Annotated in this window: 14 protein-coding genes and 1 pseudogene; 4 read left to right on the plus strand and 11 right to left on the minus strand. The window is 36.9% G+C overall.

Annotation, left to right across the window (positions count from 1 at the left end; translation table 11 throughout):
- Nucleotides 1-370 precede the first annotated feature (370 nt).
- The 3 genes from CCK98_RS30495 to CCK98_RS30500 all read right to left on the minus strand — a co-directional run bounded on the left by CCK98_RS30495 (nucleotide 371) and on the right by CCK98_RS30500 (nucleotide 1,946).
- A complete protein-coding gene (locus tag CCK98_RS30495) occupies nucleotides 371-658 on the minus strand; it encodes a hypothetical protein (RefSeq protein WP_088090003.1) in 288 nt (95 codons plus the stop codon).
- 262 nt (nucleotides 659-920) lie between these two features.
- The gene (locus CCK98_RS35760) at nucleotides 921-1,094 is read right to left on the minus strand and encodes a hypothetical protein (RefSeq protein ID WP_179195976.1); all 174 of its coding nucleotides are present in this window, start codon (nucleotides 1,092-1,094) and stop codon (nucleotides 921-923) included.
- A 147-nt stretch (nucleotides 1,095-1,241) separates the two neighbouring features.
- The gene (locus CCK98_RS30500) at nucleotides 1,242-1,946 is read right to left on the minus strand and encodes a hypothetical protein (RefSeq protein ID WP_088090004.1); all 705 of its coding nucleotides are present in this window, start codon (nucleotides 1,944-1,946) and stop codon (nucleotides 1,242-1,244) included.
- A 287-nt stretch (nucleotides 1,947-2,233) separates the two neighbouring features.
- Between CCK98_RS30500 and CCK98_RS30505 the strand changes: the two genes are divergently transcribed.
- A complete protein-coding gene (locus CCK98_RS30505) occupies nucleotides 2,234-3,013 on the plus strand; it encodes a LysM peptidoglycan-binding and 3D domain-containing protein (RefSeq protein ID WP_088090005.1) in 780 nt (259 codons plus the stop codon).
- A gap of 119 nt (nucleotides 3,014-3,132) precedes the next feature.
- On the opposite strand, the pseudogene CCK98_RS30510 reads toward CCK98_RS30505, so the two are convergent.
- From CCK98_RS30510 to CCK98_RS30540, 7 genes and pseudogenes are all read right to left on the minus strand, one after another.
- Nucleotides 3,133-3,516 (minus strand): annotated as a pseudogene (locus CCK98_RS30510) (ABC transporter permease); the annotation flags it as partial.
- A gap of 142 nt (nucleotides 3,517-3,658) precedes the next feature.
- On the minus strand, nucleotides 3,659-4,933 hold the full coding sequence (locus CCK98_RS30515) for an RNA-guided endonuclease TnpB family protein (protein WP_179195977.1): 1,275 nt from the start codon (nucleotides 4,931-4,933) through the stop codon (nucleotides 3,659-3,661).
- 177 nt (nucleotides 4,934-5,110) lie between these two features.
- A complete protein-coding gene (locus CCK98_RS30520; protein WP_088090007.1) occupies nucleotides 5,111-6,586 on the minus strand; it encodes a DHA2 family efflux MFS transporter permease subunit in 1,476 nt (491 codons plus the stop codon).
- A 442-nt stretch (nucleotides 6,587-7,028) separates the two neighbouring features.
- Nucleotides 7,029-7,217: a hypothetical protein gene (locus CCK98_RS30525; protein ID WP_088090008.1), complete on the minus strand. Its 189-nt coding sequence runs from the start codon at nucleotides 7,215-7,217 to the stop codon at nucleotides 7,029-7,031.
- Nucleotides 7,218-7,314: 97 nt separating this feature from the next.
- Nucleotides 7,315-7,512: a hypothetical protein gene (locus CCK98_RS30530; protein ID WP_088090009.1), complete on the minus strand. Its 198-nt coding sequence runs from the start codon at nucleotides 7,510-7,512 to the stop codon at nucleotides 7,315-7,317.
- A 154-nt stretch (nucleotides 7,513-7,666) separates the two neighbouring features.
- Entirely contained in the window at nucleotides 7,667-9,121 is a 1,455-nt protein-coding gene (locus CCK98_RS30535; protein ID WP_088090010.1) for an NADP-dependent glyceraldehyde-3-phosphate dehydrogenase, read from the minus strand.
- Between the two features lie 703 nt (nucleotides 9,122-9,824).
- Nucleotides 9,825-10,991 carry a MalY/PatB family protein gene (locus tag CCK98_RS30540; RefSeq protein WP_088090011.1) on the minus strand — a complete coding sequence of 389 codons (1,167 nt, stop codon included), beginning with the start codon at nucleotides 10,989-10,991 and terminating at the stop codon, nucleotides 9,825-9,827.
- 284 nt (nucleotides 10,992-11,275) lie between these two features.
- On the opposite strand from CCK98_RS30540, the gene CCK98_RS30545 reads away from it, so the two are divergent.
- The 3 genes from CCK98_RS30545 to CCK98_RS30555 are packed head-to-tail and all read left to right on the plus strand — an operon-like array spanning nucleotide 11,276 to nucleotide 12,336.
- Nucleotides 11,276-11,641, plus strand: coding sequence for a DUF2089 domain-containing protein (locus tag CCK98_RS30545; protein ID WP_088090012.1), 366 nt, complete (start codon nucleotides 11,276-11,278; stop codon nucleotides 11,639-11,641).
- 13 nt (nucleotides 11,642-11,654) lie between these two features.
- Entirely contained in the window at nucleotides 11,655-12,044 is a 390-nt protein-coding gene (locus CCK98_RS30550; protein WP_088090013.1) for a hypothetical protein, read from the plus strand.
- Nucleotides 12,045-12,054: 10 nt separating this feature from the next.
- Nucleotides 12,055-12,336 (plus strand): hypothetical protein, encoded by a 282-nt coding sequence (locus tag CCK98_RS30555; RefSeq protein WP_088090606.1) that lies wholly within the window; start codon nucleotides 12,055-12,057, stop codon nucleotides 12,334-12,336.
- Between the two features lie 77 nt (nucleotides 12,337-12,413).
- On the opposite strand, the gene CCK98_RS30560 is transcribed toward CCK98_RS30555, so the two are convergent.
- Complete coding sequence (locus CCK98_RS30560; RefSeq protein WP_088090014.1) at nucleotides 12,414-13,034, minus strand: YARHG domain-containing protein; 621 nt, start codon at nucleotides 13,032-13,034, stop codon at nucleotides 12,414-12,416.
- Nucleotides 13,035-13,473: the final 439 nt, after the last annotated feature.

Below are 13,473 nucleotides of genomic sequence, written 5' to 3' on the forward strand. Positions count from 1 at the left end.
AAATACTGCATTCTTTGGCAAATACCTTGTTTTTCTCCTTTTACACAAACGATTGGTTAAAACTCTCCACAGTACCCGTCATGACTGGATTTATCACTTAAAATACCTGAAAAGACTGTCGATTGCCGTCTCCAACCATTCCTTTTTGAAAAAGGAACCCAAGTGGACATCTGAATTAGGATTTCTCCCAATTCATATATGTGACCTTTACTGAGTGTCCTCTAGTAAACCTAGTTACAGAATAAATATAGGTGGTTATCAAAAGGAGAAAATTGTATTTGGTCAGCCATTTTTTTGCGAAACGACACCATTTGTTTGAATAAATCCATACGTTAGTTATAAATCATTTTTCGAACAATCTAAAGTATCATCATTTCGTATAGGTTTTATCTACCTTCATTGTTGTAATTAGCAATTGAACTGTAATGATTAACATTAAAATCAAAATTACAGCGCTCATATAGTATTGAATATTAGGTTTATATCCATATTTACTGAATAGAAAAAAAGATACGATAAACAAAAAAGATAAAAACAGCTCAAAAATTAATGTAATAATAAAAAATAGTACATAAGGAATAACAATCTCTTTGTGAGAAACGTGTTTTAAAGTTAATCCCTCCCAACATAAGTCTGCTAATTTATTTATTTTCCTCATTGGTACCACTCCTATTAATCCCAACTCAAATCAATTGCGTCAATTAAAGAATATATAAACATGACCAATTATTTCCTTATTATTAGAAAAATAAACTATTATTTTTCATTTATTGTATTTGCGTTGGTTTTATGGTGGTACCTCTAATTTAAAAATAGGTATTAATAATGAACTTTAAGCATAACAAAAAGGCTTCACGGGGAGCGAAGCCTTTTTTGTTAACAGAGTTCATATTATTCTAATCTTGATGTAAATTAATATTCTAGCCTACTTTACTTTCTTCTATGGCATGTTGCCAACTTGGGTAGTAATACAAAGCACTCCGCATTAAATCAGGATAAAGTTGTTTTACCTCTTTTTTACGTAGAGAATTACCTTGGTTCTGTAACTTCTGGATCTGAGTAATGACTTCCTTTGATGTGAATGGAATATCCATTTTTCATTCCTCCCTTTCCAAGTTATCTTTACTATTTTCCCCTTTGGCTAACAATATAAAACCTAAAAACAAAACTTTGCACTAAAAACTCCTTTTGTGTTCATAAAATATTGCTTTTTTAGTGAGTTCAAGGAATCCTTATATTTCTTATTTTGCTTCATTCAGCAATTGTTGTCTTTTTTGTATACCTTGCTCCATTTTATCATTGAGCTGGGTAATGATCGAATCAATCGTTTTTTGATCCTTTTTGTTGATTGCTTCTTGCAGTTGCTGCTCCCAGTCCGTCTGTTTTTCTTTTACTTTTGCTAGGTCTTCTTTGTTAATTTGAATCACTTTTGCTCCAGGAAGTTTTTCCATTTCTTTCATGGCTTGCTCTTTTGTGATGGTTCCTGCTTTTACTTTATCCATAATCGCCTTCACTTGCTCATTGTCTGCGCCGGAAATTTTTATACGAACACCTTTTCCTCCGCCATGAAGTTTCATAAGCTGTTGTTTCGCTTCCTGTTTCGATAGATTACCATCTTTTACTTTCTCGATAATCACTTTTGCTTCCGGCGAAGCTTCTATCTTTTTGTTAAATTTTACTCTTTTTCCAAACTCCACTTTCTTTCCAAGCTTTTCTCTCAATGAGCGCATTGTCTTTACATTGTTTTCATATTCTTGTTTTACAGCCGGGGAAGCGTATTGTAATGCTTTGTTCAATAACTCATCCCTTTTATCGGATTTTTTATATACGATCTGTTCTTGTTTTGCTTTATCCGTATTTTCCTTGTCCGATTTGATTGCAGATGCAGCAGAACCAAGTAAAGCAAGTGTGATTGCCGGTACCAGTAAAGATGATTTAACTTTCATTCACATTCCTCCTTTATTGTAGAAATGGCATTACCACTTCCCTATCTAATTTATCCACTTGGTGTGTACTTTCAGTGAAAAAAATATGAAAAAATTAAGAAATGTTATCGTTATGCAGATTGTATTGGGGCAAAAATATCGAAAGTTATTAAAATGGGATTGGAAATACTATTGTAATATAAACGCCACGGATGTAAACGATTTAACATCTCCCTGTTCTTTGTGTCAGAAAATTCTATGTTACGATGATAAAAACTTAGCAACCAAAGAACATGGAGGGTAAAAGAATGCTTAAAAAAATTATTTCAATTATAGCAGTTGCTGTACTCTCAGTAACTGTAAGTGCTAATGTACAAGCTGCAACAGTAACAGTACAAAAAGGGGATACCCTTTGGGATCTATCACGCGCAAATAATACATCTTTAGAAAATATACAAAAGTTGAATCATCTTACAACGGACCTTATTCACCCTGGTGATGTACTAACCATTGCACCGGAAAAACATTATGCTGTTAAACAAGGTGACACACTATGGGATATATCCCTTGATTATCAGGTAACTGTTTCGCAACTTAAAGAATGGAACAATTTAACTACCGATCTTATCCATCCTGGATTAAATCTATTAATCTATGAGGGTTTAAATACGACTAATACGGTTGTAACAGAAAAACAAACGAAGCCTGTTGCACCTACAGCATCAGCAAAACCTACGGCGGAAGCACCAAAGGAAAGTGAACAAGCGGTAGAAGCCGCGGCAACTAGTAATACAAGTTCAAGGGAAATTACTGTGAAGGCTACAGCCTATACGGCTTCATGTGAGGGATGTTCCGGTACTACCGCTACTGGTATTAACCTTAAAGCAAACCCAAATGCAAAGGTCATCGCAGTTGACCCATCTGTTATTCCGCTTGGCAGTAAAGTTTATGTAGAAGGCTATGGAAATGCAATCGCCGGAGATACCGGCGGAGCCATTAAAGGAAATCGAATTGATATCTTTATTCCTTCTCAACAAGATGCGATCAATTTTGGAGTAAAACAATTAAAGGTAACAATACTAAACTAACATTCCAAAAACCAGACCATCCTGTTGATCTCTATTTACGTAAAAAACACTGCAACTCCCTTTATTTATCAAGGGGTTGCAGTGTTTTTATATTACCTTTATTGATTATCGCCTCATGTCTATGCTCGGCGCATATATGCACGTACTGTGATAGGTGCAAAAATCGCTACAATGATGGCAGCCCCAATGAGGGAGATGCCGAAATCCGTACCAATGGTTCCAGAATTGGCAAGCTCTCTGACAGCTGTCACAAGATGCGAAACTGGGTTGAGCTTCACGAACCACTGAAGCCAATTAGGCATTGTCTCAACTGGAACAAAAGCATTAGAAAGAAAAGTAAGTGGGAACAGCACTAGCATCGAGATTCCTTGTACGCTTGAAGCCGTACGTGCAATCACACCGAAGAAGGCGAAAATCCAGCTAATTGCCCAAGAGCACACAATCACAAGTAGCCCAGCGATTGCGACATAACCTAGACCTCCATCAGGTCTATACCCCTTGACTTCGCCCCATGGATAAATCCAGGGGATTCTTTTTTAAACCTTCATCAAAGCCGCCTTTCGGCCGGGGCTTCCAGGTCTTACTACTTCTCCAGTTCATTACGACATGTAGTAAAAACCACATACCGCAGCCCAATCATAGGCACTACGCCACTGCCCTTTTAGCCTCATTGTGCGAGACAATGGGAGCTAAAAGGACTCGGCGATACTTTGTATCTTCTATTTTAGGTAGTTCCCGATTTTTCGTTAGCTGTTTATTGACAGACTTGTCCAAAATATTCATGGCACCTACTACATCCCGATGTCCTTCCGCGCCACAATGACAGTTGAAGTTTCGATTCCTTTGTTTGCGGAATTCTCCACATGACGGGCACGTGCCGGAAGTATAGGACTCTTCCACAAGTTGGACTTTGACTCCTCGAAGTTTTAGTTTGTATTTTATTGTTTCGATTAATTGCCCAAAACTCCAATTGGACAATTGTTGACGAATTTCTTTACGGGTTTTCTTTTTCTTTTTCGTATTCTTCTGAACGCCATCCGGTGTTCCTATATAGAGTGTTTTAATTTGGTTTTCCACACACCAATCTGTGACCATTTTCGAAATAGAATGCAATAGATACTCCATTCTCCGTTCCAGTTTTTCTAAAAAACGGCGTTTACGCAAAATGAGTTTTTGCCTTTTATTCGAACCTGGCCTCTTCTGGCTAATCAGCTTCTGAAACTTTTTCAACCTTTTGTTTCTGTAGCGCTGTAACGAGCGAAGTTCTCTTCCTGTTACCATGAGGTGGATTTTTCCGTTACTTAAAACGGCCGCATGGATGAGCCCTAAATCGCAGCCGGCTTCCTTTTTACCTTGAACCTGCTTTTGTTTTGATACTTCCACTGCTATATGCATCCAGTAGTGATTTTTGTGCCAAACGATTTCGGCACTTTTTATCGTATGGAAATCAATGTGCTTCGGTTGAGGGATCACTAAGGGGGATTGTTGTTTTCCATTGCTAAACCTGAGCTTTTTACCGGACAATTTAATCGCAGTTTTTTTATATTTAACGGAAAAGAACTTTTTGTATTTCCAAGGGTACCTCCACTGTTTCTCACCTTTTGCCCGTAACTCCCTTGTTCTTTTGCATGTTTCTTCATGTAACTCGATGATCGATTGAATCGTTTGCGAGTGTAATTTATGTGTGGTGGCATTGTACCATTGCTTTTTTTCAGACGCACTTGTCCAAACCTTATAAGCATCATATAGCCACCAATGGAGATCTAAGCAGTCATTCCACAGATTTGCTGCTTCCTTACGTAGAGTATCGACTAATCTTCTGTCCTCGCTGGTTAAACGGAGCGGAAATTTCCGAATGACAATATCTCCTTTCGATTCTCTTTTCTTCTGTTCTTTCATGTTCTTTTTATGAGGTTCCATTTCTTTATTCACCCCTTTACGGAACATTTGTTCTATATTTTTATTATACTACTATGGATTAGAAATTGATAGTAAAAAGAAAAAAAACCATTTCTGAAGAAAGAGGTTTTACGCCACTATTTGATAAATGAAAAATGACCTTTTCCCCTATTGAGAAAAGGTCATCCATCTTTCTTTTTAATGCCCTGCCATCATTACGGCATTCGCGTCTTTTGTTTCATCATCTGGTGCATGTTCCGGCTGTTGTTTTGGTCTACTAAGGATTGTTCCTAAAAGTGCCCCAGCTAATGCAATCCCTGCAGCTAGAAGGAATGTGTCACCATAGGCATCAACGGATGCTTCAATTGGGTTAGCTGTTTCAGTCATATGAGCAGTGATTCTTGACGTCAGGAACCCAGTCATACCTGCTACCGCAAATGAAACCATTACTTGTTGAGCCGCTGTTGTTAATGGTGTGACACGATTAACAAGATGTCTTGGAGCGGCTTGAAGAACATGGGTATTAATTGCCATCATGGATAGACCCATTCCTGCTCCCATCATCACTAAACATGTAATGATAAATCCGGTAGTTGTATCCATAGAAATTCGTGAAAGCATAAATAGCGCTCCAGTAATAATAGACAAGCCTGTTATGGCTAAAGGACGAGCACCTATTTTATCAAATAAACGCCCTCCGATTGGCATCATAACACCTGATGCTAGAGCTTGTGGAAGTAGAATTAAACCAGTATCTAAAGCACCGTAACCTCTAACTGTTTGTAAAAATAACGGGACAATAATCATAACCCCAAATAAGGCGATTTGGGAAATCCATGCAATCACAATCCCTTTTCTAAAGTCAGATGATCCAAAAACTCTCAGCTCTAATAAAGGCTGCTTTTGACGAAGTTCGACAAAAATGAAAATAATGAGAGCAGCTCCACCTACAATTAATCCGGTAAGAGTTTCCGTTGAAGTCCAGCTTTTGCCCCCTTCACTCACTCCATAGGCGAGCATTGCGAATGCAATCGGTGCTAATATAATTCCTAAAAAATCAAGCGATGGAACTGTCTTACGTTCAACATTCGGCAAAAATTTCATTCCGACCAATAGTGCAATAATACCGATTGGCAAATTAATAAGGAAAATCCAGTGCCAAGTAACGTATTCTACAAGATATCCTGCTAAAACAGGCCCTAGTGCAGGTGCTAATAGCATAGGAACCCCAAGTGTTCCCATTACGGCCCCCATTTTATCCGGAGGAGCAAGTCGGAAAATCATGGCCATTCCTATTGGGGCAACCATTCCTCCGCCCAGCCCTTGAATAACCCGATAGAGGATGAGCTGTTCAGGGTTTTGTGCTACAGAACATAGAACGGAACCAAGCGTAAACAAGGCGATTGTAATTAAAAATATCTTTTTTGCCCCAAATCGGTCCGTCATCCAACCAGCTAAAGGAATGACAGCTGATAATGCAAGCGTATAACCTGTAATGGACCATTGCATGGTCGATAAATCAGATTTAAAATCTTCCACTATTCCAGGAAGAGCAACATTCATCGCCGTACTATCAAGAATTACCATTATCATTCCAACAATGACAGCTAGTAGTGGCCCTATGATGGTTTTAATGGAAAATGCTTCATTGCTATTTTCTGTTTTTGCTGACATACGGAATTTACCTCCTTTTCTAAAACTGCAGTCTTCACAAAGTTTATCATGGTAATGACAGGATTTCCTCTTAAATGATTATCTAAACAGGATTCCTTGCTTACAGTTTTTTCATTAAACCCAAAAGTTTCTTTAAATTTGCCACAACGGCCAGATCAGCATATCGGTCGTTTAAAGAAGCTCGAATGAAACTATCGACAGTATCAAGAGTATCAATGTAATTCGAAACCGCGTTTACAACGTTAAGGAAATTCCAATATTAAAAAGCCCAATTTCTTAGCATTAATAATTAAGAAATTGGGCTTTTTTTCGTTACTCCATTAAAGCGCCCGATTGTTGAATATCGGAAAATATGAAAAAGGTACAAAAATGGCAATTTCGTGTGCGTATCATCGATTTTTAGTAATCTCGTTAAACAAAGTTTATTTTTTACGAATTCTTTCTATGTAGAAAAAAACTTTAATCCAGTTTGATTAACGACTTCAGGCCAGCTTAACTTTAACCTGCGACAAATGGTTGTACTAAAAACTTGTCCTTTCTTCTTCAACAAATCATAATCCCTTTGGTTGGTTGAACCAATCCTTAGCAATTCTGTTTTCAACTCTTCAAGTATTTCTTGTTTTGTTTTCAATCTACTCACCTCTTTTTGATTTACAAAAAATCGAGCCAGAAAGATTGATAATGCATGTTTCCGCTTTAAAATGTTTTTTAGGAACGGATTAAATTTGTTATACAAAATATTGAGATGTCTTACCATTTTCATCTATATAATCAATTACTGACTCTTTAGCGTTTTTTAGTTCCCTTAACCATTCTTTGATAAACTCAATTTGTTCCTCGGTAATAATAAAATCCTTAAGACGATCCTCAAAATGAGCAATTCGTCTTTCTAATTCCTCTATAGTAAGGCTATTAGTATTCTTCATAAATCTTCCAACTCCTTTTATTTGGTGGGACCCCTGGATTTGCTGGGGCCAATGCAACGCAAATTGCTTTTAAAGCTTCCAAAGGAAATTAACAAAGAAGGGCCAATAAGGACCCCTCTATTAGGAATTAAAGTTACAATTTTACAAATTTATATTACTCAGCAAGATTTAATACAGTTACTTTTTCACGCGTCATCGATTCAAGGCTCTTACGGATACCTTGCGCACCCATTCCGGATCCTTTTACACCGATAAATGGGAAATGATCCGGGCCGCGTTCGGTACGTCCGTTTATTTGAACTGAGCCTGTTTCAATTTTATTTGCAATCGCAAATGCTTTATTAATATCTTTGGTAAAGACACTTGCCTGTAAACCAAATTCAGATTCATTCGCAATATTGATCGCTTCTTCATCAGAGGATACACGGATTATTGGCAGCACAGGTCCGAACGGTTCCTCCCAAGCTACGGCCATGTCTTCTGTCACATGATCAAGAAGAGTAGGGTAAATTAAATTGCGTTCACGCTTATTTCCTGTTACAAGAGTTGCACCTTTTTCAATGGCATCCTCAATTAATCCTTGAACAAAGTCAGCAGACTGGTTATCAATTAACGGGACAACCGTGCTGCCGTCTTCCGGGGAGCCTACCACCAGTTTTTCAATTTCTTCTTTTAAAATCGAAGCAAGTTCGTCCGCAACACTGTCATGAACTAATACGCGTTTAATCGCTGTGCAACGCTGACCGGAATAAGAAAATGCACCGCTGATAATATGTTTCGCCGCTTCATTTAAATCAGCATCTTCATGCACAATACCAGGATCTTTCCCGCCAAGCTCAAGGACAAGTGGAATCATGCCCGCTTTTTTCGCTAAGCGAGTTCCGGTATTTGTTCCACCTGTAAAGGAAATCATATTAATTCCTTTATGCTCCACTAAGTAATCACCAATAACCGAACCACGACCTGTCACGATATTGACAAGACCTTTTGGAAAGTTTGCTTTGTGAAGAGCCTCAATCATTTTAATCCCGCTGATCGCGCCTTGTGTAGCAGGTTTAAAGATGACAGCATTCCCGGAAATAAGTGCAGGTGCCAGTTTAGCAGCAGCTAAATTGACCGGATAGTTAAATGGAGGGATGGCTAGGACTACTCCCAGTGGAACACGATCAACAATCGCAATCTTAGACTTAGAACCGCCCGGGAAGCTATCACCCTTCATACTTTCACCATGCATATGCATTGCTTCTTCAACCGTGTAACGAATGAAATCCGCAGTACGTATGACTTCATTCTTTGCATCTTTCAAACTTTTCCCTACTTCTTTCATAATGATTTCAGCAATTTCATCTTGCATATTCACTAATTCTTCTGCCCATTTATACAAAAACTTTGCTCGTTCTTGAAGGGAAGTTTCTGCCCAATTTTTTTGGGCTATATGAGCATAATAAATTGCCTCATCTACCTCTTCAGTTGTAATCGCCTGTACTTCTCCAATCTCTTCATAAAGATAAGGTGACGTGATTTTAATTGTTTCACCAGACTTACCTTCTCTCCATTCCCCATTTATATAAAAAGGATAAGCTGTTAAGGATAATACGTTTGTTGGCATAATAAATCCTCCTTGAAGTTTTTAATATATTTTGAATAAATTGCAACATAATAGATAGGGACCTAATTTGTCCCGTGTAGACATAAAATGTCCCGACTTGTGTAAAAAAAATTCTTCTTGTTACTTTTTTATTCTTGCAAGATCAGTCATTCCTTCATTGGGACCACTTTAGATTATATTTTTTTAATATTTCAATTTTTCCCTTTCCATAAAAGATTGGAATTCTACAAAAAGTATTATGGATCATATTAAGAAAAATAAAAATAGTTTCTACAAAAAATATCAAAACATTACAAAAATAGACAAAATTCAATCATTATAAATCCTAACTATTCATAGATCATTAATTCATAAATATTCTTTCCCCTTTATCTCAGATAATTGATCTATGGTACGAATTTATATCGAAACGTAGCCATGTTTCTCAAAGTAGGGGGGACCTTCAGGGTAGCATCAGGAAAATGCGGATTTACAACGTTTAGGGAATTCCGATAGTAAAAAGCCCAATTCCTTTGCACTAAAATTGAGGAATTGGGCTTTTTTCGTTACTCCAATGTATTTTTTTGTTTATTTATAATAATAAGTCTGCATTTCCTTCGGAATCCACTTCACGATTCAGACATCCATTGACCTTTTACATACGTTTCATCGGTAGCCTAGTGTTTTATTAGTGTCCCCGAACTATGTGTCAGTTCAAAACACGTTAGGAAATCTCTTCTTTTCCTTTTATTGCATTTTTCATTCTAAGTAAAGCTTCAGTTAGAACCTCACGCGAACATGCAATATTTATACGTTCAAAACCATATCCACCTTTACCGAACTTCATTCCTTCATCGAGGCGGACTCTTACATTTTCTAAGAAGAACGTATGCAATTCTTTGTGTGGAATTCCTAGTTCACGACAATCTAGCCAAATCAAATGGGTTGCTTCTGGTTTCACTACTCTAATTGAAGGAATATATTCTTTTAGAAACGAACAAACATATTGAAGATTCCCTTCTAAATAACTCTTTACTTCTTGAAGCCAAGGTAATCCTCTATAGTAGGCAGCAATCGTCCCTTCCACTGCAAAGGCATTTGGCCGCATTAATCCGTATCCTGTTAAAAGCGCTTCATACTTTTCTTTAACATCTTTATTCGGAATAATAAATATAGAGCTTTGCATTCCCGCAATGTTAAATGTTTTACTCGGTGCAGCACATGTGATAGAAAACTTTAAATGGTTTGGATGAACCGTTGCAAATGGTGTATGTTTATAACCTGAGTAAGTTAAATCCCCATGCATTTCATCCGAAATAACAAAGACACCATGTTCATCACAAATTTCTCCAATTTTTTGTAATTCTTCCCGAGTCCACACTCTACCTACTGGATTGTGAGGGCTACACAAAATAAATACTTTCGTGTTGGGATGTGATGCTTTTTCCTCAAAGTCTTCAAAATTCATTTCATATGAACCATTCGAATAAACAAGTGAATTGTTTAAAATGGTACAACCTTGTGTTTCAATCGTAGAAAAGAAAGGATAATATACAGGATCTTGAACGATAACCGCATCACCTGGTTGTGTTAATGCATTTAACAATAAATTAATTCCAGGAATGATTCCCGGGCTAAAAGAAATCCACTCTCGTTTTAACTCCCAATCGTATTGTGTTTTCCACCAATACTGAACAGCATCATAATAACGCTCGCAAAACGTACTATAGCCGTATATTCCGTGCGTTGCTTTTTGACTTATGGCATTTACTATTTCTTCTGAAACTTGAAAATCCATATCGGCAATACATAATGGAATAATATCTTGATCTTCTATGTACCATTTAACCGAATGTGTTTTTCTTCGATCAATAAATTTTTCAAGTTGCATGGCATTCTCTCCTATCTTTCATCACCTATTGATAGTCTATCCATATTAGACAGGAAATTGAAGTATAGTTATCCGTGTGACTTTGGCCTTCTTTTGAAAAAGTCTGTTATTAACATCGCAGTCTCGTCCATTTGATTTTATTTAACACATACCCCAAAAAACGCCGAATTAATAATATTGATTCACTAATTAATTATTTTAATGTTTTCGTTAATAAAATTAAGTTTTCTTATTTACTATTTAAATTTATTGATATATAATCAAATAAAAGAAAGGAATTCATTATGGCCTATCAAGTAATTACAAATTGTCCCGTCTGCAGCAAAACATTGAAGATTACGAAGTTGCATTGCTCTCATTGTCACACGACGATTGAAAATGAATTTGAATTATCCAAGCTGGCGTCATTATCAAAGGATCAGCTTCATTTTGTGGAAGTATTTTTAACATGTAGAGGGAATATCAAAGAAGTTGAAAAGGAAATGGGGATTTCGTATCCAACGGTTCGAGGCAAGCTAACAGACATCATTTCATCCCTTGGATATGAGCAGAAGAAGAAAAATGAAGTAGACGAGAAAAAGGTTGTCGCCATGTTGGAAAATGGCGAAATCACTCCTGAAGAAGCCATTAAGCTCTTAAAAGACGAATAGGGAGGAATTTACCATGAGAGAGGAAATTGCAAAAGTATTAACAATGGTCCAAGAAGGAAAAATTGATGCAGATAAGGGATCAGAACTTATCCAAGTATTAAAAGAGAAAGAAGAAGCAGGAAGTAAGCTAGTAGACAAACCGACTAAATATTTAGATAAAACATTAAAAGTTCGTGTGGTATCCGCTGAAAATGATAACGTCACGGTCAATTTGCCCATAAAACTTATCCAGGTAGTATTAAAGGCTGGACACAGCATCGCAGCGAGTATTCCTCAAGCAGAAAAATATGTAAAGGATCTAGACATAAACCTGATTATTGAAGCAATGGAAAACGAATTGGATGGCCAAATTGTTGATGTTAAATCGGCAAACGGAGATACCGTTTCTGTCATCATTGAATAGTGAGTTGCTTATGCTGCATTTAAAAGTGAAAGCAAAAGACTTTCGGCTCACCATTCCCATTCCATATGCCATTTTAAACATGGGTATATCAATTTTGTCTTCAAAATTGCTTCATCACCATGCAAACAAATGGACAAAAGAGCACTTCGAAAGAAAAAAACTGGACTTTACCATTCCACTGATAGACAAAGAAACGCTAAAGCCAATCTTAAAGGAACTGAAAAATCATAAAGGGATCGTGCTGGTAGATGTCAAAGCTAAAGACGGTACTGAGGTAAAGGTTAGACTTTGAAGAAAATCACTAATACGACTTAAATCACGACCCAAGTGAAGATTAATCACTTGGGTCTTCCTAAAAAAAGAAACTCACTAAAGACTGTCCTCTCTCACCTTTATGAAGTCTACATTTTCTTTTTCTACTTCATTTAAAGAGCCATCAAAGGAAGGGTCTCGATGATACCATGACTTACTTGAAAAATATGTTTGCAGATCCTGTGATTTAAAGCCATACCCATGACGTGCATAGATTTCATTTCTGGCTAAACGCAGCTGCCCTTTTGTAAGATTAGCAATGTCTTCTTCACTCAACACCCTCTTATCACTAGCAGGCAAAATATGATCTGAAGAGGAAAGATTTGAACTTTCATGACTTTTTTCTTCAGTTGAATGATGATCATAACTAGATTGATCTTTATTTTCTACAGCTTTATCTTTTGATTGATCAATCGTTTTGGTGGCTGCTACATTCGATTTAGGTCCAGGCTTATAAAAATCTTTAACCATTAAGGTAAAGCTTATGACGAGCAGCAAACCTATAATCGATCCGAGTCCTACTGTTAATCTCGTTTTCGAACGATTTTTCTTTATTTCCATGCGCGTTTTTAAGGTTGAGGGCATGTTCTTATTATCTTGTGCATCCCTCGAACCACAGTTTGTACAGAAATCTACTAGATTCATATATTTTTCACCACAATTTGTGCAAAAATCCATTTAAACATTCCCCTTTCTATTGAATATTCCTTACTAAAGGACATCCAAAATTCTATACTTTGCAATCATAAATATTATAGAACAAAAAGAGGTTGGAATTATTTCAAACAGATTATTCTGATGTGACAGCACCATTTCAGGTCCTATAATTCCCTAAAAATCTCCAGTTAATCTTCCTTTCTACAAGAGAGGGATTTAGCCCACCCAAAAAAAGCGAATTAGAACACATATTTACATGTGTCTAATCCGCTTTATTTCAGGAGCTGACAGCCCTCGTTTTCAACCTTATTTCTAAAAAAGAAGAAATCTATTTTTTCATTTCGACTAATACGGCACTAGGCCACAATTTCTTATCGGGCGGTGACAGTGCACCTAAATTTATTTCTTTAATACAGGAACATCATTCTGTACATTGAAAAACTAACCGTGCAGCATTCTG

This window comes from Bacillus sp. OV166 (assembly GCF_900177675.1).
Classification (GTDB): Bacteria; Bacillota; Bacilli; order Bacillales; family Cytobacillaceae; genus Neobacillus.

What these genes read in the sequence shown, in the direction of transcription:
- CCK98_RS30495 (WP_088090003.1), bottom strand. Translation starts at nt 658, where the DNA reads ATGAGGAAAATAAATAAATTAGCAGACTTATGTTGGGAGGGATTAACT.
- CCK98_RS35760 (WP_179195976.1), bottom strand. Translation starts at nt 1,094, where the DNA reads ATGGATATTCCATTCACATCAAAGGAAGTCATTACTCAGATCCAGAAG.
- CCK98_RS30500 (WP_088090004.1), bottom strand. Translation starts at nt 1,946, where the DNA reads ATGAAAGTTAAATCATCTTTACTGGTACCGGCAATCACACTTGCTTTA.
- CCK98_RS30505 (WP_088090005.1), top strand. Translation starts at nt 2,234, where the DNA reads ATGCTTAAAAAAATTATTTCAATTATAGCAGTTGCTGTACTCTCAGTA.
- CCK98_RS30515 (WP_179195977.1), bottom strand. Translation starts at nt 4,933, where the DNA reads ATGGAACCTCATAAAAAGAACATGAAAGAACAGAAGAAAAGAGAATCG.
- CCK98_RS30520 (WP_088090007.1), bottom strand. Translation starts at nt 6,586, where the DNA reads ATGTCAGCAAAAACAGAAAATAGCAATGAAGCATTTTCCATTAAAACC.
- CCK98_RS30530 (WP_088090009.1), bottom strand. Translation starts at nt 7,512, where the DNA reads ATGAAGAATACTAATAGCCTTACTATAGAGGAATTAGAAAGACGAATT.
- CCK98_RS30535 (WP_088090010.1), bottom strand. Translation starts at nt 9,121, where the DNA reads ATGCCAACAAACGTATTATCCTTAACAGCTTATCCTTTTTATATAAAT.
- CCK98_RS30540 (WP_088090011.1), bottom strand. Translation starts at nt 10,991, where the DNA reads ATGCAACTTGAAAAATTTATTGATCGAAGAAAAACACATTCGGTTAAA.
- CCK98_RS30545 (WP_088090012.1), top strand. Translation starts at nt 11,276, where the DNA reads ATGGCCTATCAAGTAATTACAAATTGTCCCGTCTGCAGCAAAACATTG.
- CCK98_RS30550 (WP_088090013.1), top strand. Translation starts at nt 11,655, where the DNA reads ATGAGAGAGGAAATTGCAAAAGTATTAACAATGGTCCAAGAAGGAAAA.
- CCK98_RS30555 (WP_088090606.1), top strand. Translation starts at nt 12,055, where the DNA reads ATGCTGCATTTAAAAGTGAAAGCAAAAGACTTTCGGCTCACCATTCCC.
- CCK98_RS30560 (WP_088090014.1), bottom strand. Translation starts at nt 13,034, where the DNA reads ATGGATTTTTGCACAAATTGTGGTGAAAAATATATGAATCTAGTAGAT.